The organism is Ferroacidibacillus organovorans, from assembly GCF_001642725.1.
Taxonomy (GTDB): Bacteria; Bacillota; Bacilli; order Alicyclobacillales; family SLC66; genus Ferroacidibacillus; species Ferroacidibacillus organovorans.
Window position 1 is genome coordinate 1 of record NZ_LSUQ01000001.1, and the last position, 24,458, is coordinate 24,458.

The 24,458-nt window shown below is 54.7% G+C and carries 23 protein-coding genes; 16 read left to right on the forward strand and 7 right to left on the reverse strand.

The annotated features are described in order from the left end of the window. The 6 genes from AYW79_RS00005 to AYW79_RS00030 form a co-directional block, all read left to right on the forward strand. Positions 1–899 (forward strand): dynamin family protein (locus tag AYW79_RS00005; RefSeq protein ID WP_197467702.1); only part of this gene is annotated, 899 nt, incomplete at its 5' end. Between the two features lie 51 nt (positions 900–950). Continuing rightward, positions 951–1,433: a hypothetical protein gene (locus AYW79_RS00010; RefSeq protein WP_067560387.1), complete on the forward strand. Its 483-nt coding sequence runs from the start codon at positions 951–953 to the stop codon at positions 1,431–1,433. A gap of 20 nt (positions 1,434–1,453) precedes the next feature. Further along, entirely contained in the window at positions 1,454–1,858 is a 405-nt protein-coding gene (locus AYW79_RS00015) for an acyl-CoA thioesterase (protein WP_067560388.1), read from the forward strand. Positions 1,859–1,889: 31 nt separating this feature from the next. After that, positions 1,890–2,285 (forward strand): globin domain-containing protein, encoded by a 396-nt coding sequence (locus tag AYW79_RS00020; RefSeq protein WP_067560503.1) that lies wholly within the window; start codon positions 1,890–1,892, stop codon positions 2,283–2,285. Positions 2,286–2,321: 36 nt separating this feature from the next. Next, entirely contained in the window at positions 2,322–3,137 is an 816-nt protein-coding gene (locus tag AYW79_RS00025; protein WP_067560389.1) for an HAD family hydrolase, read from the forward strand. Between the two features lie 8 nt (positions 3,138–3,145). After that, positions 3,146–4,360, forward strand: coding sequence for an MFS transporter (locus AYW79_RS00030; protein WP_067560390.1), 1,215 nt, complete (start codon positions 3,146–3,148; stop codon positions 4,358–4,360). On the opposite strand, the gene proC is transcribed toward AYW79_RS00030, so the two are convergent. From proC to AYW79_RS00055, 5 genes are read right to left on the reverse strand one after another with little or no spacing between them, the layout of a single operon-like run. Then, complete coding sequence (proC, locus tag AYW79_RS00035) at positions 4,347–5,219, reverse strand: pyrroline-5-carboxylate reductase (RefSeq protein ID WP_067560391.1); 873 nt, start codon at positions 5,217–5,219, stop codon at positions 4,347–4,349. The two genes, AYW79_RS00030 and proC, sit on opposite strands and share 14 nt — an antisense overlap. 29 nt (positions 5,220–5,248) lie before the next feature. Next, on the reverse strand, positions 5,249–6,181 hold the full coding sequence (gene thrB, locus AYW79_RS00040; protein ID WP_067952981.1) for a homoserine kinase: 933 nt from the start codon (positions 6,179–6,181) through the stop codon (positions 5,249–5,251). Beyond that, a complete protein-coding gene (gene thrC / locus AYW79_RS00045) occupies positions 6,178–7,248 on the reverse strand; it encodes a threonine synthase (RefSeq protein ID WP_067560504.1) in 1,071 nt (356 codons plus the stop codon). The genes thrB and thrC overlap by 4 nt, the downstream gene beginning before the upstream one ends. Positions 7,249–7,253: 5 nt before the next feature. After that, the gene (locus AYW79_RS00050; RefSeq protein ID WP_067560393.1) at positions 7,254–8,546 is read right to left on the reverse strand and encodes a homoserine dehydrogenase; all 1,293 of its coding nucleotides are present in this window, start codon (positions 8,544–8,546) and stop codon (positions 7,254–7,256) included. 57 nt (positions 8,547–8,603) lie between these two features. After that, the gene (locus tag AYW79_RS00055) at positions 8,604–9,047 is read right to left on the reverse strand and encodes an ACT domain-containing protein (RefSeq protein ID WP_067560394.1); all 444 of its coding nucleotides are present in this window, start codon (positions 9,045–9,047) and stop codon (positions 8,604–8,606) included. A 411-nt stretch (positions 9,048–9,458) separates the two neighbouring features. On the opposite strand from AYW79_RS00055, the gene ilvE reads away from it, so the two are divergent. From ilvE to AYW79_RS00105, 10 genes are all read left to right on the forward strand, one after another. Next, positions 9,459–10,337: a branched-chain-amino-acid transaminase gene (gene ilvE, locus AYW79_RS00060; RefSeq protein ID WP_067560395.1), complete on the forward strand. Its 879-nt coding sequence runs from the start codon at positions 9,459–9,461 to the stop codon at positions 10,335–10,337. A gap of 142 nt (positions 10,338–10,479) precedes the next feature. Next, positions 10,480–12,162 (forward strand): biosynthetic-type acetolactate synthase large subunit, encoded by a 1,683-nt coding sequence (gene ilvB, locus AYW79_RS00065; protein ID WP_067560505.1) that lies wholly within the window; start codon positions 10,480–10,482, stop codon positions 12,160–12,162. Next, positions 12,162–12,689: an acetolactate synthase small subunit gene (gene ilvN / locus AYW79_RS00070; RefSeq protein WP_067560396.1), complete on the forward strand. Its 528-nt coding sequence runs from the start codon at positions 12,162–12,164 to the stop codon at positions 12,687–12,689. Before ilvB ends, ilvN begins: the two co-directional genes overlap by 1 nt. A 14-nt stretch (positions 12,690–12,703) precedes the next feature. Beyond that, positions 12,704–13,714, forward strand: a complete 1,011-nt coding sequence (gene ilvC / locus AYW79_RS00075) for a ketol-acid reductoisomerase (protein ID WP_079290977.1) — start codon at positions 12,704–12,706, stop codon at positions 13,712–13,714. Between the two features lie 98 nt (positions 13,715–13,812). Further along, positions 13,813–15,345, forward strand: a complete 1,533-nt coding sequence (locus tag AYW79_RS00080; protein ID WP_067560398.1) for a 2-isopropylmalate synthase — start codon at positions 13,813–13,815, stop codon at positions 15,343–15,345. 38 nt (positions 15,346–15,383) lie between these two features. Then, entirely contained in the window at positions 15,384–16,451 is a 1,068-nt protein-coding gene (gene leuB / locus AYW79_RS00085; RefSeq protein WP_067560399.1) for a 3-isopropylmalate dehydrogenase, read from the forward strand. 130 nt (positions 16,452–16,581) lie between these two features. Beyond that, a complete protein-coding gene (locus tag AYW79_RS00090) occupies positions 16,582–18,261 on the forward strand; it encodes a DNA repair helicase XPB (RefSeq protein ID WP_067560400.1) in 1,680 nt (559 codons plus the stop codon). After that, positions 18,262–19,926: a helicase-associated domain-containing protein gene (locus AYW79_RS00095; RefSeq protein ID WP_067560401.1), complete on the forward strand. Its 1,665-nt coding sequence runs from the start codon at positions 18,262–18,264 to the stop codon at positions 19,924–19,926. 160 nt (positions 19,927–20,086) lie between these two features. Then, complete coding sequence (locus tag AYW79_RS00100) at positions 20,087–20,923, forward strand: N-acetylmuramoyl-L-alanine amidase family protein (RefSeq protein ID WP_231877815.1); 837 nt, start codon at positions 20,087–20,089, stop codon at positions 20,921–20,923. A gap of 16 nt (positions 20,924–20,939) precedes the next feature. Next, positions 20,940–21,998: a M42 family metallopeptidase gene (locus AYW79_RS00105; protein ID WP_067560403.1), complete on the forward strand. Its 1,059-nt coding sequence runs from the start codon at positions 20,940–20,942 to the stop codon at positions 21,996–21,998. Between the two features lie 246 nt (positions 21,999–22,244). Here the strand turns inward: AYW79_RS00105 and AYW79_RS00110 are convergent, their stop codons facing one another. After that, a complete protein-coding gene (locus AYW79_RS00110) occupies positions 22,245–23,210 on the reverse strand; it encodes an NYN domain-containing protein (protein ID WP_067560404.1) in 966 nt (321 codons plus the stop codon). 162 nt (positions 23,211–23,372) lie between these two features. Then, positions 23,373–24,329 carry a lysylphosphatidylglycerol synthase transmembrane domain-containing protein gene (locus tag AYW79_RS00115; RefSeq protein WP_067560405.1) on the reverse strand — a complete coding sequence of 319 codons (957 nt, stop codon included), beginning with the start codon at positions 24,327–24,329 and terminating at the stop codon, positions 23,373–23,375. Between the last annotated feature and the right edge of the window lie 129 nt (positions 24,330–24,458).

The window sequence follows — 24,458 nt, forward strand, 5'->3', positions numbered from 1 at the left end:
ATGTGGTGCGCGAAGTGCCTCTAAGCGAGTTTCCAAGTTATGTCGCGCGTGAAGAGCGCGCCGTATGGGTCGAGCGAATCGACCTCTACTTCGATTCGCCGCTTGCTCGCGTAGGCGTGACACTCGTGGACACCCCTGGCTCAAACTCGATTCACGCGCGCCATACCGACCTCGCGTTTCAATTTATGCGGGACGCAGATGCGACCGTGTTTGTCACGTATTACAACCACGCATTTGCAAAACCTGACCGCACCTTTTTGCGACAACTCGGGATGGTGAAAGACGCGCTTGACACGGATGCGATGATTTTTGTCATCAACGCGGCTGACCTTGCGGCGACATCTGATGAAACGGAGCACGTCGCGTCCTATGTGCGCCAAGAACTGAAGAAACTCGGCGTGCGCGAGCCTCACATCTACCCACTTTCAAGCCAACTCGCCATGTTTGCGTCCATGATCCGCAGCAACACGTTTCCAGAAGAAGCGGTCGTGGCGCTTCGTCAGCGGCTTCATTTGGCGGAGGATGAAGCCCTCCCGGCGGTTGAACAGATAGAGGCGCGCTCTGGCATGGGGCCGTTTTACGAGGCGCTCGAAGCGCTGGCGGTGCTGCGTTTGCGCGATGAGTCACGGGCGCGCGCACGGTCTGAACTCACGCGCGCTATGCAGCGTCTCACAGCGGGGGTTGCGGCACTGGAAGAGCAAATTCAGAAGGGTGACGCGTATCAGCGCATGCGCATGGACGAGAGTCGGGAATTTGTCGCGCAGATGGATGACGATCTGGCGATTGAGGCGCAACGCCTAAAGGCAGAAGGTGACGAGCTTTTTCATCACGCTTTGCAGCGCATCCGTTTTGCGCTGCCGGAACTGGGGGCAGTGGCGTTTCACGCCTCAACGCGGTGAAACGGTTCGCGCGATGAGGCTGATCGGGCGTACCGCGAATGGCGCAGTGACGTGGCGGAGCGCGCGACTCAAGAGGCGCGCGCGACTTCCATTCGGCTTTTGCGCATGGTAGAGCAGGGGAGGTTGCGGCGGATTCAGGCAAACCTTGATTTCTGCGCGCGCGTAGGTCTTGTGGAGCAGAGTCCGCGCAGCGAAGCGCTTGCCTACCCTACGCCGGCGGCGCTTACGCTCTTTCGCTCTCCTGACATCGAGCGGGCAGTGCAGCGCGCGGTACGCGATGTGCAGGCATTTGTTGAAGGGCAAGGGAGAGACCAACTAGCGCCAATTCTTGAGGCGCACGCGACAGAATCTGTCGATAGGTACTTTCAGTCGATCTTACGCGCCTTCATCGATACGTACAACGAGCATGCGTTGGCGCAACTTGACACCTATCGCCAAGTTGTGAAACAAGCCGAAGCGCCCGTTCGCCATGACGAGTTGAGACAGCGGCTCGCGCTTTTGCTCGCGGCGCGCGCGGCGTGGCCGGATGAATAAGAATTTTTGGAGGAGTTAGTATGAATGAATCGCGCATCACGCTCGTTGTTCGCTCGACGGAGATTGATATCAATGGCCACGTCAACAATGCGAAGTATCTGGAATACCTCGAATGGGGGCGGGAAGACTTTTACGAGCGCGCCAAGCTTGATTACGACACGCTTATAAAGCTTGGCGTGTTTACCGTTTCGGCCAACATCTCAATTAATTATCGACGCGAGGCAAAACAAAATGATGTACTCACCGTGATTACCAGACCCGGACAACCGGGGAACAAAAGTTTCGTTTTTCATCAGACCATCTTGCGCGAAGCGGATGACACGCTGATTGCGGATGCGTCTGTGACGCTTGTGACGGTGGATGCAAAGACGCGTAAAAGCACACCGCTTCCGGCGAAACTGCGCAGTGTGCTCCAGAGTGAATAAAAACGAAAAGAGCAGAGGGAAGGCGTTTTTGATGATTGATTCACCCTATGAGAAGATCGGCGGGGAAGAGACGATCGGGCGATTGGTGGACGCTTTTTATGCGCGCGTCATGAAGCACGAGGACTTGATTCCCATTTTCCCGAGTGACATTTTGCCAGTACGCGACAAACAGTTCCTCTTTTTAACGCAATTCTTGGGCGGACCGCCTCTCTATTCAAACGCGTACGGTCACCCGATGCTGCGTGCGCGCCACATGCCGCATGAGATCACGCCAAAACGCGCCGCCGCGTGGCTGTCATGTATGAGAGAGGCAATGGATGAGATTGGTCTGGCGGGCGAGATGCGCAGCTTCATTGAGGAGCGCTTGACCATGACGGCGCAGCACATGGTCAACCGATCGGATGATGAGGCCAAAAGGACAGTCTAGCGTACGGCGTTTGGCGTTTACAACCGTGAGGAGTGAGTGACGATTCTTGAACAAGTAACGTTTGATTTGGACGGAACGCTTGCCGATGCGCCGTTTGAGCGGTTGGTTCTTCCACATGTCTATCGGGAGATGGAGCGACTGGGTATCGCGACGCCGCAAGAGCGGCTCTTTCAGGAGCAATTGCGGCGTTTTGATGAAGAGCGGCGGGTCGACGCGTTTCACTGGGACGATCTCGTGCTACAGGTTTTGCGCGCAGAGGGGGTACAAGCGTCGATTGTGATGGCCGATCTTATAGAGCGTGAAGATGTCGCCAAAGCGCTGCGCGAAGAAAAATTGTTTCCAGACGTGATCGCGGGACTGCGCGCGATTCGCGCACTCGGGTTTGGCATCTCTGTATTGACGAATGGGCATGCACGCTACCAGCGTGCGGTTTTTGCCAAAATGGGCGTTGACACACTGTTTGATGTCATTGTCGGCCCAGATGTTTTAGGCATCTCGAAGCCAAACCCTGCGGTTTTTACGCACGAGAGCCTGAAACTGCCCGTGCGCATGCACGTCGGGGATTTGTTGACGCAAGATGTGGCGGTAGCGAAGGGTGCAGGAATACGCGGTGTCATGGTGGCGCGACCGCGGCAAACGGTGGATGGGTTTGAGCGTTTGCGCGCGTACTCGCCTGCAGAGCGCCCACGCGCGGCGCTTGCGTCAGGTTTGCTTTTGCAGCAATACGAAAAGGAGCATCGCTATCTTGCCCGCCCGCTGCCGCCTGCTCCGCTCACGTCAGAGAGCGATGCGTTTCCAGACGCGATCGTATTTTCAATCGAAGAATTGCCCGACCTTTTGCGCACACCATGAGCAAAGAGATGAAAGCGCGCCAGGCGTACCCGGTCGTACTGTTCATTTTTTTTACGACATCCCTTGTCGAGTCGTTGGTGGTTTCTCATTTAAACGCATTTCTTCCGGTCTATCTCCATCAGGATCTTTCCGTTTCGCAAAAAAACGTCCCGATTTTTCTGGCGCTCTCGACTGCCATCGAGTTTGTACTCGGGCTTCCGCTCGTTCCCTTCTGGGGTGTGTGGGCAGACAAATTCAGCCGCAAGTGGGTGATTGCGCGCAGTGCCTACGTCGAGGCGCTCGTGTTTTTTATGATCGGTGCCTCACACTCGGTTGTGATGTTTGTCATCTCACTGCTTTTTGTCGGGTTCCAACTGGGGAACACAGGCGTCATGCTCTCATCGATTCGCGATGTGGCGCCCGCCAAGCGCACAGGATTCGCCATCGCGATTTTCGGCTTGGCAAGTCCGCTCGGCTTCGCGCTCGGACCACTCATGGGGAGCTTTCTCGTAGAGCATACGGGACTTGGGTTGCACGGCTTATTCCTGCTTGACGGCGTCTTGTCTGCTGGCAGTGGCGTTCTCGTCTCTGTGTTGTTTCGCGAAGTGCGACCCGCAGCGCCGCCCGAAGGGCGCACACTTGATCTCGCGCTGCGCGCTGTTCGCCGCGTCTTTACGTCGCCGCGGATAGGGAAATTGTTCCTCATTTTTGGCTTGGTCATCCTGGGGCGGCAGATGGTCTCACCGTTCATTCCACTATTAGTCATTCACCTGCACCCGCTCAGTTACGGACAACTCAGCGCCATCGGACTCGTGACCGGAACCTCCGCGCTCGCGGGCGCCGCGATCTCGCCTCTGGCTGGCATCCTCGGTGATCGCATCGGGTTTCGCCGCGTCTTGTTTGTCTCCGTAATCGTCATGGCTGCGAGTTTTTTTGCGATGGCGATCGCCCCAAGTGTTCTCGCGCTAGCCGGTTTAAGTCTGCTCTTTTCTGCCGCCAACAGCATCAACTTTGCGATGATCTTTTCCATGTTGGCAACGACACTGCGCGATGACGAGCGAACGCCTGCGCTCAATCTGGTGTACGTCCCGCTCTACATCTCCGGGATCATCGGTCCCATCATCGCGGGCGGCTTCGCGCGCGTCGATTTCCCGCTGGTGTTCATCGCAGCCGGTGTCATGGCGCTGATCGGGGCATGGGTGGTCTACCAAACGCGCGCTCGCACAGCGGTTACGACTCTCTAGTCTCGCGCGACAGCGCGTCGCCGAGTTCTGCCGAGCGCTCTGTCGCGCGTTTGATCGCGCTGCGCACGGCGTCTGTAAAGGAGTACGCGTCGAGCACTGCGAGACCGGCCATCGTCGTGCCGTTGGGCGATGTCACTTGTTTTCGCAGCGTCGCCGGCGGCGCCACGCGTTCACGCAGCATCTGGGCTGCGCCAAACAGTGTCTCGACGACGAGTTCTGTCGCCGTGTGCGGGTCGAGTCCGACGTCAATGCCGCCTTGTGTCATCGCCTCGGCAAGATAGTATACATACGCAGGGCCGCTGCCAGACAGGCCAGTCACCGCGTTAAGAAGCGACTCTTCGAGCGGATACGCGCGCCCCAAAGCGCCGAGCAGTGTGCGCACCACCGCCTCATCTTCTGGCGTGCACGCGTGGTTCAGCGCGTAGCCGGTCGCTGAACACAAGACGATGCTCGACGTGTTTGGCATCGCGCGCACGATGCGCTTGCGGGGCTCCTCATAACCGCTTTTCGATTGCGAAAGCGCCCCCTCGATCGTTGCGATATCGATGCCCGCAGCGATGGAGACGTACAGCGCGTCGCGCGGCGCAAACGGTGCGATGTAAGCGAGTGCGGTTGGCACATCGCGCGGTTTGGTGCAGATCAAAATGACGTCGACATGCGCAAACGCATCTGTTGCGAGCGCGTACGTATTTACGCCATAGCGTGTCTGAAGCTCCGCAAGGCGAACGTGATTTCCGCGGTTTGTCACGTGGATTTGCTCAGGTTTGGCGACGCCTGTGGAGGTGAGCCCGCGGATCAGCGCCTCTGCGATGGCTCCTGCGCCGAGAAACCCGAGGTGCAGCGTCCCTAGCGCTTTCATATGGTTCACCCCTCATAGAAAATTTTGAATCAGCGCGCCCCGTGCGGTGTACGCTGCGCCTTCATATGCACATGCGCACCCATCGTCGTCGGTGGAAGAATGCGCGCAACGGCGGTACTGCCTGTCTGTTCAAACGCATTCACCATCGCCTGCGCAACGGCTTGGGCAGGGGCGCCTGCCTCGACGACTGCGAGCAGCGTGGGACCGGCACCACTCAACACCGTGCCGATCGCGCCTGCGCGCTGTGACGCAGCGTACACCGCGTCAAACCCGGGAATCAGGTGTTTGCGCGCGTCCTGGTGCAGGCGATCGGCGAGTGATCGCCGCAAGAGTGGCAGATTACCTGTGGTGAGTGCCGCTGTCAGGAAACTCGCGTGTGCTACGTTAAAGATGGCGTCGGCGCGCGCGACGTGATCGCCAAGTACGCCCCGCGCGGTCTCGGTGAGCAGTGGGAATTTCGGCGTTACGGCGACAAACGTGAGATTGTCGCGAATCGGCAGGTTGACGTGTGTCACGACATGATCTTCGAGATACGCAAGCACCGCACCACCTAAAAAGGCGGGAGCGACGTTGTCTGGGTGGCCCTCATCCTCGACGGCGATGCGCAGAATTTGCGCGCTTGTAAAAGGGGAATCAAGAAAGTGATTCGCGGCGAGCAAGCCACCGACGAGTGCCGCTGCGCTTGAACCAAGCCCTGCTGCGACGGGAATGTGATTGACCATGCGCAGGTGAACGCCGTGAAACGGCTCCCCCGCGCGTTCGTACATCATCTTCATGCAGCGAATGACCAGATTCGTGTCATCGCGCGGCAGCGTGTCGGCGCCAACGCCGTCAATCTCAATCTGCAGATCGTCGGCGGGTGTCGCGTGAATCTCATTCCACAGATCGAGTGCGATGCCCATACAGTCAAATCCGGGACCGAGGTTTGCGCTCGTCGCAGGCACATAGATGCTGACGTTCACGATTTTCCCTCCGCAATGGCACGCCATACGGCAGCGCGTGACGCTTCCACCGCGCGCGCACTCACACTGTGAGAGGAGACGGCCGTGTCGGGGTCTTTTAGGCCATTGCCAGTGAGGACACAGACGATCTTGTCATCAGGTGAAAATGGGTGTTGTGCGGCATGCTTGAGAATCCCTGCGATCGGCGCTGCAGAGGCGGGTTCTGCAAACACACCCTCGCGCTGTGCAAGCAGTTTGTACGCTTCAAGAATTTCTTCATCTGTTACGGCCGCAATCGCGCCGCGACTTTCGGAAAGTGCATTTTTAGCGAGTTGCCAACTGGCCGGATTGCCGATGCGAATCGCAGTCGCAATCGTATCGGGCTTTGCGACGATCTGTCCATTTACAATCGGTGCCGCGCCCGCCGCCTGAAAGCCGAGCATGCGCGGCACCCCAGACTGCCGCGTTTGATTCCACTCTGCGAAGCCCATGTGATACGCCGAGATGTTGCCCGCGTTGCCGACTGGAATCGCCAGGTATTCAGGCGCCTGCCCGAGCGCTTCGACAATCTCGAAAGCGGCTGTTTTTTGCCCTTGCAAGCGGTATGGATTGACAGAGTTGACGAGGGTAATCGGCTCGTGCGCCGCGACGTCGCGCACAATGGTGAGCGCCTCGTCAAAGTTTCCCTCGATGCTGATCACCTCGGCGCCATAGGCGAGCGCTTGTGCGAGTTTGCCGAGCGCCACATAGCCGGCGGGGATGATCACGACACAGCGCAGGCCTGCGCGCGCCGCGTATGCCGCCGCCGCCGCCGACGTGTTGCCAGTGGATGCGCAGATGATCGCGTGACTGCCTTCTTCGACCGCCTTGGCAACCGCCATGACCATGCCGCGGTCTTTAAACGAGCCTGTTGGATTTGCACCTTCATATTTGAGATAGACATGCGCCTGTACGCGCTGTGAAAGATAAGGCGCCGGGATGAGCGGCGTGTCGCCTTCGCAAAGACTTAGCGGGGGTGTCTTTTCAGTCACAGGAAGATCCTTTTTAAAGCGGGCGAGAATGCCAGTGCGATGGTGAGTCTTTGCGATCAGATTCACGCTTCGGCACTCCTTTCAACAGGCATGATGCAGTGCAGGGTTGAAACTGCGGGGTGCGCTTCGAGCTGTCTTAATGCAGCGTGTAGATGCTTTGCGTGGACATCATGTGTGACAATGACGATCTCCGCGTTGTGTGCTGCGACACGTTTTTGAAGAACGGTCTCCATGCTGACGCCGTGATCGCCAAAAATGCCCGCAATTTTTGCAAATACGCCAGGTTGGTCGTTTGCTGAGAGGCGAATGTAGTGGCTCGCCGCCTCTGCACGTTGTTGGTCGACCGGTTTGTGTGGTCGAGGATGCGGCACGTAGCCGCCGTTTTGCGGCTGGCGCATCGCTTTGAGTACTTCGATGGCATCGCCGACGACGGCGCTCGCTGTGGGCAGCGCGCCAGCTCCCCTCCCGAAAAACATCAGGTCACCTGCCGCGTCGCCACGCACAAACAGCGCATTGTACGAACCGGAGACGTGCGCCAATGGGTGACTTTTCGGGATCAGTGTCGGTCGCACATGCAGGGTTAGCGCTCCGTCGCGCTCTGTGCCAACGGCGAGCAGTTTGATCACGGCACCCAATTCATGCGCGTAAGCGATGTCGCGCGCGGTGATCTTGCGAATCCCCGTGACTTCGACATCGCTCAAGCTGACCCGGGTATAAAACGCAATCGATGCGAGAATGGTCAGTTTGCGCGCTGCGTCCAGCCCATCGACATCGCTGCTCGGATCGCTTTCTGCATAGCCGAGGTCTTGCGCCTCTTGCAGCACATCCGAAAAATCGGCACCCGTCTCTGTCATTTGAGAGAGAATGTAGTTAGTCGTCCCATTGACGATCCCTTTGAGATCGGAGATCGCGTTTGCCGTCAAGCTTTCCTGGAGCGGTCGAATCAGCGGAATTGCACCGCCAACGGCTGCCTCATAGAGCACCGTGACGCCTGCCGCGTCGGCCGCCGCCAGAATTTCCTCACCACAGAGTGCGATCAAATCTTTATTGGCTGTGATGACGTGTTTTCCGCGCGCAATCGCCGCCAGAATAAACGTACGCGCAGGTTCGATGCCGCCGATGGTTTCGATGATGATGCGAATCGATTCATCGCCGAGCACGGTGTCGGGATCGTCCGTCAGCACATCCTCTGCAAAGGAGACGGTGCGCTCTTTGAGCACATCGCGCACAAGCACGCGCGCAATCACAGGTTCCCAACCGGTCAGACTCTGAAGGCGTTGTTTTCTCCTGCGCATCAGTTCGATAACGCCGCCGCCGACGGTTCCACACCCTAACAAGCCGATTCGCTGTTCCATGACTCGTCTTCCTTTCACGCGCTCAATGTTGGTAGTCGTTGTGTAGTGTTATTTCTGTTACGAGCCCTGCCCGACCATGACGACCTGGTTTACGCCTTCGACTTCGCGAAGGATCTGCAGGAGGTCGTCGAGCGTTGCATCGAGCGTGTGTGTATCCACGGAGAGAATGACTGTTGCAATGCCCTGGAGTGGCAGGGACTGATTGATCGTCAAAATGTTGCCGTGACTCGATGCGACCGTGTTGAGGACCGTCGAGAGTACGCCTGGCTTGTGTTCAAGCGTCAGGGCAATTGTGACAATCTGTCCACTCATCGCTTCGGAAAACGGTCGCACCGCATCTTTGTATTTGTAGTATGCGCTGCGCGAGAGCCCGATCGCGCGCACCGCTTCGAGGACGCTCATGTCGCGCCGCCGCGTCAAGAGTTCGGTCACCAGCGTCGTTTTTTGAATAACTTCTGGCAAGTTTGAGCGGCGAATTAAAAAATAGGGATCTTCTGACATGGTGACCCTCCTGCGTCCACAATTCATGAACAAATGTCCTATATGTACGGACAATATACGATAAATCGTGAGTGTTCCGCAAGTCTGTTCACATTGTGCACACAAAGATCCGCGAAATTGAGCAGAAAAAGGTGTTTTGCCAGGCGTTCTTACCTTGACCGTTGCCGCCTCTGTACCGTACAATAAGTTAAATTTTTAACATTGTGCGTCAGGAGGATGTCTAGGGTTCCGCCTTTGGGGTCAGGACCGAGCGACATCGCACTCATTTTAATTAGGGTGTACACCTTGGGGATAAAAACCCCGCGGCAGGTTCTGACTCGCGATCGTCTCTTTGACGTTCGCGGGTTCCTGTCGCGGGGTTTTTCGTTCTTAATTAGGGACGCAACATTCATAAGTAAGGGATGGGACCGGATGGATGCCGATCGAAAAATCTACCTAAACGGCCAACTCGTGCCAAAAGAACAGGCGGTCGTTTCCGTCTATGATCACGGTTTTCTTTATGGAGACGGGATCTTTGAGGGGATTCGCATTTATGACGGTGTCATTTTTCGACTGGATGAACACCTGGAAAGACTCTATGATTCGGCGAAGTCGATCCTCCTTGACGTCCCCTTAACGTTTGAAGAAATGGCGAGCGCAGTGCTAGACACGGTGCGCGCAAATGGCCTGCAAAACGGCTACATTCGATTGGTCATCTCGCGCGGACCAGGAGACCTCGGGCTTGACCCGCGGAGCTGCCCGCGCGCAAACATCGTCATCATTGCGGATACGATTCAACTCTTCCCGCAAAAATATTATGAAGAAGGTCTGAAAATTGTTACGGTGCCGACGCGCCGGAACCCGGTTGGAGCGCTCAACCCACAGATTAAGTCGCTGAACTATCTCAACAGCGTTCTCGTCAAGATTGAGGCGGCAAACGCTGGATGTCTCGAGGCGCTCACGGTCAATGCGGAAGGGTATGTTTGTGAAGGGTCGGGCGACAACGTGTTTATCGTAAAGAAAGGGCGCGTCTACACGCCCCCAATCTATCTGGGCGCGCTCGACGGCATCACGCGTCGCTCGATCATCGATCTGTGCGCAAAGCTGTCTATTCCATTGCAAGAGACGCCGTTTACGCGTCACGATGTGTTTGTGGCGGATGAGGTGTTCTTGACAGGGACGGCTGCGGAATTGATTCCGGTCGTCGAAGTGGATCGCCGGACGATTGGAAGCGGCGTGCCGGGTGAAGTCACAAAGCGACTGCACCGCGCGTTTCACGAGTTAGTCCGCATAGACGGTCGACGACTTTAAGTGTGCGATCTTTCATATGCATCAGGCGTAGAGAAAAAGAGATTGTGTCAAGAGAGAGTGTAACGTGAGAGGAAAGGGAGGAAACCCAGTGAGCGCGAGCCAGACGTTTGAGACGATTCAAGCGCATCCGGAAAAACGGAAAATGCCTAAAGTCTCACTCGGCGCTGAACTGTTGTGCGACCTGCTGATTCAAGCGGGTGTCGACACAATCTTTGGCTATCCGGGTGGTGCAGTGTTACCGATCTACGACGCACTTTTTGACGCACCGCTCCGACATATTCTGACGCGCCACGAACAGGGCGCCATCCACGCGGCGCAAGGGTTTTCTCGCGCGACCGGGCGACCGGGCGTAGTGCTTGCGACGTCGGGGCCGGGCGCCACTAACCTTGTCACCGGGATCACCGACGCGTTTATGGATTCGACGCCGGTGATCATTTTGACAGGCCAAGTGGCCTCGGAGAAAATTGGCAGCGACGCGTTTCAAGAGGCAGATATCATCGGAATCACCTTGCCGATTACGAAACACAATTATCAGGTGAGAAACATCGCAGACCTCCCGCAGGTCATCGCTGACGCGTTTCACATCGCGACTACCGGGCGACCGGGTCCGGTCTTGATCGATCTCCCAAAGGACATGATGTCAGGTCCCGCGCAGCGATGCCAAATGCCAGAGCCAGCGCCGCGCGGCTATCGTGTCCCAAAGGCGCCAGATCCTGTGGTGCTCGAGCAAGTTGCGGCAGAGATCAAGCGGGCAAAACGTCCGCTGCTTTATATCGGCGGCGGGATTATCAGTTCGAAGTCCTCGGAAGATCTGCGCGAATTCGCACGGAGGAATCAAATCCCGGTAACGTCGACGCTCCTCGGGCTTGGCGCTTATCCGGCAGGGGATGACCTGTTCGTTGGAATGCTTGGCATGCACGGCATCTATGCCGCGAATCGGGCGATCACAGAGTGCGATGTTTTGATCGCGCTCGGGGTGCGCTTTGACGATCGCGTGACGGGTAAGCTTGAACGCTTTTCTCCCCACTCAAAGAAGATTCACGTTGACATCGACCCAGCAGAAATCAATAAGAATGTACCTGTCATGTGGCCAGTGGTGGCGGATGTCGGCATGACGCTGCGCGGGCTCTTGGCGCTTGACTGCGTCCCGGATGCTGAGGCGTGGCGGCGGCAGATTGCCGGATGGCATGAGGAGTGGCCGCTGTCCTATCGCCCGGCGCAGGATGGACTAAAACCTCAGCGTGTCGTTGAGTTATTGGCAGAAGCGACAAAAGGGCAAGCCATCGTGACGACAGAAGTTGGGCAGCACCAAATGTGGGCGGCGCTTTTTTACCCATTCACGCGACCGCGCCAATGGATCACGTCAGGCGGTCTCGGCACGATGGGCTTTGGATTTCCCGCGGCGATGGGTGCGCAAGTTGCAATGCCGGAGCAAACGGTCGTATGTATCGCCGGCGATGCGAGTTTCCAAATGAACGTGCAAGAATTGCAAACGATCGTTGAGAACAAGTTGCCGGTTAAAGTGGCAATTCTAAACAACGGATTTCTCGGCATGGTGCGCCAGTGGCAGCAGTTTTTTCACGAGCGTCGCTATGCAGAGAGTCGCATTGGGTCTCCTGATTATGTGAAACTCGCTGATGCGTATGGCGCACTCGGATTGCGCGCGGCAAACGCGCACGAGGCTGAGGCAATCATTGAACAGGCGTTACGCCACGATGGGCCGGTGATCATGGAGTTTCTCGTTCACGAAGAGGAGAACGTGTTCCCGATGGTTCCTCCTGGTGCAGGGACGGATCAGATGACACTGGAATGGGAGGAGGCGTGATGATGGAGCGAATCCTCAGTGTGATTGTCAATGATCGCCCCGGTGTCCTCGCGCGCGTTGCCGGCCTTTTTTCCAGACGCGGTTTTAACATTGAAAGCATCACCGTCGGGTCGGCTGAAGAGCCGACCTATAGTCGCATGACGATTGTAAGCCACGGCGATGACGCGATGGCTCAGCAGATGGTCGTTCAATTGATGAAACTGGTGGATGTGATCGATGTGCACGACATCTCGCGCGAGAAGGTAGTTTCACGCGAACTCGCGCTCATCAAGGTGCGAATCGCCAAGGAGACGCGCATGGAAATTTCTCATATCCTCGAACCGTTTCGCGTTTCGATTGTCGATGTGGGTCACACGTCCATGAGCGTTGAAGTGACAGGAGACACGGAGAAGGTAGATGCGCTTATTGGTCTCCTTTCACCCTATGGCGTGCTTGCAATCGCGCGCACAGGTGTGACGGCGCTCGTGCGTTCAGGGATCTCCGAGGCGGACTCTTATGACGAACGGCAAACGGCATGGCCGATGTAGTGATGCAGAGAAAAATGAAATTATGGGAGAGATCATTTATGCAAATGTTTTATGAAAATGACGCAAACCTTCACATCCTCGCGGAAAAAACGGTCGCCGTGGTCGGCTATGGAAGTCAGGGCCACGCGCAAGCGCAAAATTTGCGCGATAGCGGTGTGCGCGTGATCATTGCGCAGCGCAACGGCAAGTCGGCGGATAAAGCGCGTGAAGACGGCTTCACGGTTGTCAGCGTGGCAGAAGCTGCACAGACTGCCGATATTTTGCAAATCCTTCTGCCAGACGAATCGCAGGCGCGCGTATATAAGGAAGAAATTGAGCCGTATCTGCGCAGCGGGCAGACACTTATGTTTTCACACGGTTTTAATATCCACTTTCAACAAATTAAACCACCCACCTTTGTCGATGTCGTGCTAGCGGCGCCTAAAGGGCCGGGACATCTCGTTCGCCGCGTCTATGAGGGCGGCGCGGGCGTTCCAGCATTGATCGCAGTGGCTCAGGATGCATCGGGACACGCGCGGGAAACGGCGCTCGCCTATGCGAAAGGGATCGGCGCGACGCGCGCGGGCGTTCTTGAAACTACCTTTAAAGAAGAGACGGAGACCGATCTGTTCGGCGAGCAGGCCGTGCTTTGCGGCGGTGTGAGCGCGCTTGTCAAAGCAGGCTTTGAGACGCTTGTCGATGCGGGGTATCAACCGGAAATTGCATTTTTTGAATGCTGCCACGAACTCAAGCTCATTGTCGATCTCATCTATGAAGGTGGGCTTGAGCGCATGCACGACTCGATTAGCGACACGGCAGAGTATGGCGATTATACCGCAGGACCAAAAATTGTCACAGATGAGACAAGGCGCGCGATGAAAGCGATTCTAAAAGACATACAGACGGGTGTCTTCGCACGCAACTGGATTCTTGAAAACCAAGCTGGACGACCCTCCTTCTCAGCGATGCGCCGCATCGACGCGGAACATCCCTTGGAGCAGGTTGGAAAAGAACTCCGCGGCATGATGAGTTTTATTGCGAAATAAACAAATAAAATGTGTAGCTGTGTAGAATCGACAAGCGCGTGTCACCCGCACGGTGTGGGTACGCGCGCTTGCGAACCATATGAAAGGAGTGAGTCACGATGAGGCGGATCCGCATTTTTGACACCACATTGCGCGATGGAGAGCAATCCCCGGGTGTGACGCTGACCCCGGCAGAAAAGTTGGAGATTGCGAGGCAACTGGTTCGACTTCGAGTCGACGTGATCGAAGCGGGCTATCCGGCCGCATCACCTGGTGACTTTTCCTCCGTTGAAGCGATTTCTCGCGTCGCCAAAGGGGTTACTGTCTGTGGACTTGCGCGCGCGGTGCAAAGCGATATTCAAACAGCCTATGACGCGATTAAAGAGGCAGATGACCCGCGCATTCACTTGTTTTTAGCTACATCGAATATACACATGGAAAAAAAATTGCGCTTGACGCGCGCACAAGTTGAAGAGCAAGTGGATCGTATGGTTCGCTTCGCGGCAACGCTTACGCCAAACGTACAGTTTTCACCGGAAGACGGCGGCCGTACAGATCTTGATTTTCTTGTGCGCATCGTCGAGATTGCCATTCGCGCCGGCGCCAAGGTGATCAACATCCCCGACACGGTTGGCTTCTTGTTGCCATCGGAGTATGCCATGCGCATGAAGCATGTGCGCGATCACGTGGAGTTTGGTGATGTGCAGCTCTCCGCGCACTGTCACGACGATCTTGGACTCGCAGTCGCCAATTCTCTCGCTGCCATCTCAGCGGGTGTCGATCAAGTGGAGGGAACGATCAACGGAATCGGGGAGCGCGCTGGCAATGCATCTTTGGAAGAGATTGCAGTCGCTCTGTCGCTTCGCGCAGAGCAGTTTGGCGCGTCGACAAATATCGATCTCTCGCAAATCGTTCGCACATCGCGTCTTGTCAGTCGCTTGACTGGGATGGTTGTCCCGCCTAACAAAGCCGTGGTGGGCGCAAACGCGTTTGCACACGAATCGGGTATTCATCAAGACGGGGTCATCAAAGAGCGTACGACGTATGAAATTATTGATCCATCCTCCGTGGGTCTCACGGAGAATCGTTCGCTCGTTCTCGGGAAGCATTCTGGGCGTCACGCATTTCGCAAGAACCTCGAAGAAATGGGATATGTGCTCGCCGATGGAGACCTCGCAGAAGTCTTTAAGCGTTTCAAGGCGTTGTGTGACCGCAAAAAAATTGTGACAGAAGAGGACATTCTTGCGCTCGTTGATGAGCGTTACCACGAGGATGTCGTAGGGCCGTACGCGCTTGACTATCTTCACGTTTCTACGGGCAATTTTGCGCTCGCGACAGCGACGGTTCGCGTGACGGGACCAGACGGCGTGAAGGAGGAGGCAGCGGTCGGGAACGGTGGCGTCGAGGCGATTTACAATGCGCTTGATCGCGTGACCGGTGAGCAACTGGAACTCAAGTCGTATCAGATTCTATCGGTGACACCAGGACAGGATGCGCTCGGTGAGGTGCGCGTGCAGATTGCGGCGGGCGTCCATCGCGTCGCTGGTCGCTATGTGGCGAGCGACGTGTTAGAGGCATCCGCGCGCGCGTATCTGGATGCGATCAATCGTTTGATTTATGTGCGCGGCGCTAAAATGACTGTGCAGAACTGATTCTTTATCGTTTTACAGGTTGAAATGGAGGGTTTTCCTTGGCAAAACGTGTGGCACTCTTGCCGGGCGATGGGATCGGACCGGACGTTGTCGCATCGGCAGTCCGGGTGCTTCGGCAGGTCTTTTCTGACCGCCCAGAGGCACTCTCGTTTCAGTACCATCTCCTTGGCGGTTCGGCGATCGATGAGACGGGCCAGCCTTTTCCAGAAGAGACGCGCGCGGCGGTGCTCGCCTCTGACGCGGTTTTGTTGGGAGCTGTCGGCGGACCAAAGTGGGACAAAGGGCCAGGTCACTTGCGCCCTGAAGCGGGACTTCTCGCGCTGCGCAAGACGCTTGGCGTCTACGCGAATATGCGCCCTGTGCGCGCGTACGAAAGACTGCTCGACGCGTCACCTCTACGCCTTGATGTGGCAAAAGGGGTTGATCTCCTCATCATCAGAGAGTTGACTGGCGGAATCTATTTTGGCGAACGGGAGCGCGGGGATACGGCGCTCGAGGGGCGTTTTGCCAAAGACACGATGTATTACACAGAGATGGAGATTCGGCGTGTTGTAAAAAAGGGGTTTGAGGCGGCGCGCGATCGCAAAGGCCATCTCACCTCGGTAGACAAGGCGAATGTGCTCGACAGCTCGCGCCTCTGGCGCGAGGTGGTCGATGACATGAAAAAGGATTTCCCAGATGTTACGGTGGAGCACGTGCTCGTTGATTCCTGCGCGATGCACCTTGTCACAAGGCCGGAGCGTTTTGATGTCATTGTCACAGAGAACCTGTTTGGGGATATCCTGAGTGACGAAGCGGCCGTTTTGACTGGATCGATTGGTGTGCTTCCGTCTGCAAGCCTCGGCGATGGGCCAGGGCTGTACGAGCCAATTCACGGTTCAGCGCCTGACATCGCGGGAAAGGGGATCGCGAACCCACTCGGCACGATTCTTTCGGCTGCAATGATGCTGCGTCATTCGCTCGCAGAGCCTGAGCGCGCGGAGCGCATGGAGGCGGCGGTTTCGCGTGTCATCGATGCGGGACTGCGCACGGCCGATCTGGCGCGCGGGCAAGCATCCGTTTCAACGAATGCAATGACCGATGCGGTGATTGCGGCGCTGCTTTAGGAATGATGAGTTAAAACGAGTAAAGTGGATGAATTCTGTCAAGCCTATGAATCAGGCGTGGTATACTGATTCGTAGGCTTACGTTCTGTTTTTATGCGCGTGCGACGTGGCTCGAGGAGGAAGATTTACGATGGACAAGCCAGTCATCGTTCAGATGGATGGATCAATCTTATTGGATGTGCATCATTCTGACGCAGATGCGGCGAGGCAATGTCTCGTTCCTTTTGCAGAGCTAGAAAAGAGCCCAGATCATTTTCACACGTATCGCGTTACTGCGCTATCTCTCTGGAATGCGGCGTCGGCGGGCCACCGCTCAGCAGAAATTGTGGAGAATCTGCGCTCGATCAGCCGCTACGATGTACCGCCGCCGATTATTCGTTTCATCACAGAGACAATGGATCGCTACGGCATCCTCGAACTTCATCGCGGTGAAAACGGATTGACCCTCTTCAGCCATGACCCGCTTGCGCTTCTCGAAGTGACTCAACATCGCTCCATCGCGCCGTTTGTGCGCCGAAATGTCTCCGCTTCTGCGGTTGAGATTCCACTGCTCGCGCGTGGAACAATTAAGGTGGCGCTGACGAAACTCGGCTATCCTGTTCGGGATCTGGCTGGCTATGCCGAAGGGCAACCTCTGCAATTCTCGCTGCGCGAGTTTTTGGGTGAGGGAGTTCCGTTTACGCTGCGCGACTATCAGGAACAGGCGGCAGAGTCGTTTCACGAAGGCGGCAATCTGTCAGGCGGATCGGGCGTTCTGACGCTGCCGTGCGGCGCTGGAAAAACGATTATTGGCCTGCGCGCAATGGAACTTCTGCAAACTTCGACGCTCATTCTTGCGGCGAACGTGACGGCAGCCAGGCAGTGGATTCACGAGTGTATCGACAAGACGACGCTCACGCCAGACCAAGTCGCCGAGTACAGTGGAGAGAGTAAAATGACGGCGCCTGTCACCGTGGCAACCTATCAGATTCTCAGCTACCGTCCTCGTGGGAAGGATGATTTTCCCCATTTATCACTTTTATCCTCACATAACTGGGGTCTCATTATTTACGATGAGGTCCATCTTCTTCCGGCGCCCGTATTTCGCATTACAGCAGAGATTCAGGCGCGCCGCCGACTGGGACTCACCGCGACACTTGTGCGCGAAGATGGGAAGGAAGAAGAGGTCTTCTCGCTTATCGGCCCCAAAAAGTTTGACGCACCGTGGAAAGAGCTCGAGGCGCAGGGGTATATCGCGACGGCGATGTGCACGGAGGTGCGTGTCGGGTTGAACGATGAGGAGCGCCGTCACTACGCGGTCTCTGAACTCCGCGAGAAGGCGCGAATTGCGGCTGAGGCGAAGGAGAAGGAAGACGCGGTGCTGCGGCTTGTCGCGCGACATCCACAAGACATGATTCTCATCATCGGACAGTACATTGATCAACTCAAGCGGATCGCGGAGAAACTAAGCGCTCCTTTGATTACAGGAAGTACAAAATCGCGTGAGCGGGATGAACTCTACCAGGCGTTTCGCATTGGCGAATTGCGCGTTCTTGTCGTCTCGAAGGTTGCCAATTTCTCAATTGACCTCCCCGACGCTTCTGTCGCGATTCAGATTTCCGGCGCGTTTGGGTCACGCCAGGAAGAGGCGCAACGCCTTGGACGGATTATGCGCCCAAAGGCGGACGGAATGACCGCCCACTTTTATTCGGTGGTGACACGGGAAACGAAGGATCAGGAGTTTGCGCTCGGTCGTCAGCGTTTCTTAACAGAGCAAGGCTATCAGTATGACATTGTCGATCTCGCGGATCTTGAAGAGGTGTACGCATAAGTGAGACTTGATTACTATCTGGCGAATTTGACCAAGCAAAAGCTCCTCGTCATTGCTGAATATCTCGGGCAAGTGGTTGACGGGCCCAAAGAGAAAGTGGCTCAAAGTGTCATTCAGTCGCTCGTTCATGGATCGGGGTATACGCAACTTTTCCATATGCTTACAGATCACGACAAACGAATCTTGCGGATCGCATTTGTCGAAATGATCGGGGACGGATTTGTCGTGTCCATCTCGAAATCGAGGCTACTTCACTTAATTGAAGAGTCGTACGATGGAATGCCGGATGTAATCCCATCGATCAATCACCTCGCAGATCTAACCATGCTGATTCCTACACAGATTTGGTATCTCGGTGATGGATTTGAAATGCCGAGGGAGTGCTTCGATCTTTTAAAAATGATCTATAAAGATGAAGTGGCGCGGCTGATTCCGTGTGTGCCAAAAGAGCATGTTACGGTGGAGCGCTCGCTCGGCTCGATGTTTGCAAACGACATGATCAGACTGATGACATACATAAGCACACACAGCGTATCCGCAACCAAAAATGATGTGGTTTATAAGCGTGAATTGCAGCGAATCAAACTGCTCTTTCGCACACTACACTATCAAAAAGAAGAAGTTGAGGAGGGCCCTTGGGCGGGCTTCCCTGAAGTCGTATACCTTGCGTTTCAGATCCTGAAGGATCTGTCTGTGATCACCATTGGAAACGGTTCGGTGCATCCTCAAGGAAAATTGATGCGCGAGGTATTGACGCAGCCGTTTGATGAATTGCAACAGCAAATCGGAGAGACACTTTTTTCCAACCTATTATCTCCCCGTATGCAATCCCATTTTCACGTCCTGTTATTTGAGATGATCATGTCAGCGAATGAAGAATCATGGTATGCCATCTATCACGGTATCTCGTCATGGCTCGAATTGCCTGACGGAAAGCGTTGCGCTGCGCACAATACAGCCGCGCGCCTGATCAGTGTGCTGGCGCTGATTGGACAGGTGGATTTTGGTTTCGATCGGAAGTATGGCCTGGTGTATAAGCGATGCCGCCCAATCACCGCGCGCCAAGGCAGAATCTCTGTGCAACCGAATCTCGACATCCTCGTTCCTGATGATGTTCATCCGATGCTGCACTTTTTTGTTGGTCAGTTTGCAACGCTTAAACGCGCGGATGAGATGTCTCTTTATACGATGGATCGTGAGTCGGTTTTGCAACTCTGCGATCACGGCTGGCGTGAGGCGGATTTGAATGATGCGCTTGATAAGTACTCTTCTGTTGCCATCGGGTCGTCGATTAAAAGATCGATTCGCGATTGGATGATTGCGTATAGTCGCGCGGTGATCTGGGATGCGATGTTTGTGCGCTTCGAGCAGGAAGAGGTGTATCAGGCGTTTCTCGCAGACCCGCGAAGCAAAAAGTGTACGGTTGAGGCATTCGACCAGGTGGTTGTCACGATGCGCAGTGCAGAAAAAGTGGTGCGCGAGATCTTGAGTGACCTTGGAGCGCCTGCTCCGCTTGAGGTGCGTAGTGTAACAGAGGATGTTCCGACGACGAAGGCGAAGCGGGGGGCGCCGAATAAAGCGAATACGCAGGCGCTGCGCATTCTGCAAAGTCGGGAGCTTATTCACTTGATCGACGATGCCCTTAGCATACACTCCACATTGTGACACTTTGACGGATTGACGAGAGGGACGAAGAAAAACCGTACCATTCGCCCTATTTCCTTTTCCGTGTAAAAACGACCGTTCTCTCACATAGTAAGGATGTCCCTTCTGGTTCAACCACGTCCAGGGAACATGAGTGGAGAGAAGATGTGATAGAGTGCAGATGAAAAAGAGAATTCTTCCAATGGTTATAAGGCTTGGTATTGTGGGAATGTTGATTGCACTATGTGACGCGCCACTCGGTCAAACGGCAGAGGCGTTTCAGTGGTTTCCGAAGAAACAGGTAGCCAAACCCAATCTGCTGCCAACTCGACTTCATAAAACGGTTGTGGTTGATCCTGGTCACGGTGGCATTGATGGAGGTACGTCGCGAGGGGGATTGCTTGAGAAGACCATTACGTTGGAAATTGCCAAAAACCTCGCGCTTGAGCTTGATCGCGCCGGGTTTGACGTGACAATGACGCGCAGGACGGATATCGATTGTTCCGGTCTGTTTCCATCCCCGCTGTCAGGCAGGCACCGCAGAGATCTGCAAAACCGTCTGGATTTGCTGCGCAAGGCGCGCGCAGTGGGCTTTTTAAGCATCCATGTGAACAGCTCAGCCAACCCGAGTGATCGCGGACCGCTTGTTTTCTACACGGTCCACTCAGAGGCGAGTCAACAGCTTGCGAGTCTTGTTCAGGCGAAACTAAACGCGTTGGCAGATACGACACAGCGACCGATTGGGCGCAAAAACCTGTTCGTGATTCGGCATGCGCCGTGTCCTGCCATTCTCGCAGAGGTGGGTTATGTGACGAACGACCGCGATGCGATCAAATTGCGGCAACCCATGTATCTAAAACAAGTGGCGCATGCGATTGCCGTTGGCGCAATTCCATTTTTACGTCAACAGTCGACACCAAACGCAGTTGTTGGCAATCCGAATGATGATTGGGTACCGCCTGCACTGTCTCCCGCTGTGGTACAATCAGGAAGTTCAAACATGGCACAATCACGGTGAGATGCAGGGGGCTGGCATGAGAGAGACTGAATGGAATGAGACACAATTAGAGGAAGCGCTTGAGTCGGCCGTAAATCACATCGTACGACTCGTATCGATTCCGAGCCCGACGGGATTCACGGACCAGGCCATTCACTACTGCGCAGAGCGCTTCGGGATGCTCGGTGTGTCCTATAAGCGCACCTATAAAGGCGGCTTGCAGATTTTAATTCCGGGAAAATCACAAAAAACGCGCGTGTTGGCGGCTCACGTGGATACGCTAGGAGGCATGGTCAGAGAAATTACTGACCAGGGATATTTGCGTCTCTCCGCGCTTGGTGGATATGCGTTTCAAACGGTGGAGGGCGTCTATTGCAAAATTCACACCTTGGACGGTGCCGTTTACACAGGTACGCTCGTGGCGCGACACGCGTCAACGCATGTGTATAAAGAGGTGGAAGAGCGCACACCAGACACGGTCGTGCTTCGCCTAGATGAAAAGGTTCAATCAAAAGTGGATGTGGAAGCGCTCGGCATTGCGGTGGGTGATTTTGTTTCGTACGATCCGCGTGTCGTTGTCACGACGTCCGGCTATCTCAAATCACGTCACCTCGACGACAAGGCTTCGGTCGGCATCCTCCTTTCCCTTGTAGAACGTACTCTGGCAAATTCGATAGAATTGCCTTATTCGTTGTGTCTCCTGATCAGCACGGACGAAGAGATCGGTTACGGCGGAAATTCAAACATCCCTGAAGAGGCGTTTGAGTACGTGGCGGTTGACATGGGCGCCATTGGAGAAGGATTAACGACCACGGAACACGTCGTTTCGATCTGTGCAAAGGATTCGAGCGGTCCATACGATTACCAACTGCGTAAAAAATTGACACACCTCGCAAAAACGCATCAGATTCCTCACGCAGTGGATCTTTATCCGTACTATAGTTCGGATGCGAGTGCGGCACGCCGCGCTGGGTATGATCTCGCAACGGGTCTCATTGGTCCTGGAATTGACAGTTCGCACGCCTATGAACGAACACATCGCGACGCGATCTCCGCAACACTTCGACTTTTATGGCAATACATACAGAGCGTATAAGATCATCGCAATGTGCAGGAGAGTTCTGGTTAGAATGTACGGTTAAATAAAATAAGCGAGACGCTGTCGCAAGCGACAGCGTCAGGGTTATATGAGCACCAATAGAACAGGAAAAGATAAGAGCGAAAATCATGAGTGCACTCATAAGAACGAGATCAATGTAACAAAATCTACATCGTTAGTCAAGGTTCGACACAGCTTGTCCAAAAAAAACTGCGGAGCTGAGTCCTCTCCGCAAAGCGACAATCAAGGGCGCGGAATGGAGTACTCATCGTGATCAAGCGACGCATTCTCATCGCGCTCGGGCGTTTCAATGCTCAATACGATATTTTTATGGGTGCCATACTCGTTTGTACGCAGTTCTTCACGGATGAAGTTTCCGCGGTGAAGGAGATCGATCACTTGGCTCGCCGTATTGCTTGGAATGCTTAAATAGTCAGCGAGTCCATCGCGCAACCATTTCGGTCCGAGATTTTTGGTGCGGTTTGCCGGTTGTGCATGCCACTCTGAAATATATTGAATCGCATCTTGAATAAAATCAGACGGATTTTTGGGACTGACATCCACGTGAAGAAATTCCAACAGATCGTAACTCTGATGCGCAAATTTGCGAATGTCCGTATGCTTTGCAATCGCGTCTTCCACGTAAAACAATTCAACGTGCTTACCGCGATATAGCATTCTGCTCATAATCGGGATCATGTCACTATCCGCTGTTACAAAGACATAACAGGAAATATTTGAATCCGAATACGAAGTTTCCATTGCATCAATCGACAATTCGATATCGGACGCATTCTTTGCTTTGTCTTCATTTTTCCCGTTCGCGTAAACGTGTCGTATCTGCACACGCTTCTTTTGCAGACTCGTCAGGTTGGCCGCGACCTGTTCAAAGTCTGCGTACGCTTTGAACATGCGAATGTTGTTTTTGTCGTATTTTTCCCAGAGTCGGTCAAACAAGTTGCGCTGGGGGTCCTCGTGATCAGGGTCGTGACGATAGCGATTCATCAGTGTCCAATAAACGTTATCGTAATCGACGAATACGGCGACATTCTGCATCGCATGGTCATCTGAACGGGTTTGTATGGCGCGCTCTACCGCACCCGCAATTGCAATTCCCAATTTGTTCATTACGGTGTCTTCCGAAAAAGAGATTGGGTCAGTCTCCAATTTCTTTCGGTGTGGCACCTGTGCCGCACGTGACTCACTCATGTGTTGCCTCCTATCGATAACACGCACGATCTCCATCGCACTGTATCTACATGTTCTCCTCGAGAGCCGAATTTCCTTCCGAGGGCCAGTGAAAATTACCTATTTTCGTGGATCCATCTACTCTTATGATATGCGCAAGATGCTGGCGAAAGGTTACAGCTGTTATACTGGTTTTTTCAAAAATCGCTGCAAAAAGACGAGTGAGAGAGCACCGACGGGAATCGGTAAATAAAAAGAGATGAAGCGATACATCAGAGTGCCTGCAATCGCCATCGATAAAGGGACGCCGTAGCTGTGAACGACAGTTGCGAGCACAGCCTCCACGACGCCAATTGTCGTCGGCGCCAGTGACACGAGTACCAAAAGGGACGTGATCGAGTACGAGAGCACAGCGAGCCAAAGTGAAATTGGGACGTGAATCGCCTGAAATGCGGTGTACACCATGACCATCCGAACGACATAAACGAGAAAAAGGTATACACAGGCGAACAAAAATGGGATGGGATGGTGCTGCATCCGTTTCCATTCTTCTCGAAGAATCGTTAAAGTATGCGAAGCCCGCTTGCTTTTCTGCCCAAAACGCGAAATCAGAAAGTAAAGAAGCAAAACGCCAAGACTCACAGCTACCGCGATAAGCAGTCCCACTCTAATGAGGTTTGCTTCCTGCCCGTTCGTTGCAAACGCGGCAAACAGACAAAGAAGCAGCAATGGGACGAGTGAAACGTAGCTGAGCGCGAGTGACCACAGATTGGTCGCCGTCGTTTCTTTTAAGCCATACCCTAAACGATTTCCCCAGAAAATGAAAGCGGCAGTCCCTGATGCGCCAGACAAAGGCAAGACAGCGTTATACATGGTTTGCAATGTATAGAGCACAGTGAGCAAAAGGAGCGGAACCTTTCGCTGCATGGTTGCAAAAAGCACGCGGCCGGATGCCCCTTGTAGCAGAAAGAACAGCAGTTGAAGGGCGAGTAGCGCTGCGACCCCCCAGGCGTTTGCGTGAAGCAGATAGGGCCAAGAACGCGCCAACTCTCCGCGCTCTTTGTCGATCAGGTAGACGATCAGACCAGCCGTCGCGAAAAGCAAAAAAATCGACCATGCGCGTGAGAAACGCTTTCTCAATCCTCATGCAACCTTTCTCACGTTCCGTGCGCTGCGTCTTTCATCGTTTCTGCCAGATATTGTACCACATACCTTGGCATTACAGTGTGATACTACAGCAAATAGAGACGTGTTTGTCCATCATAAATC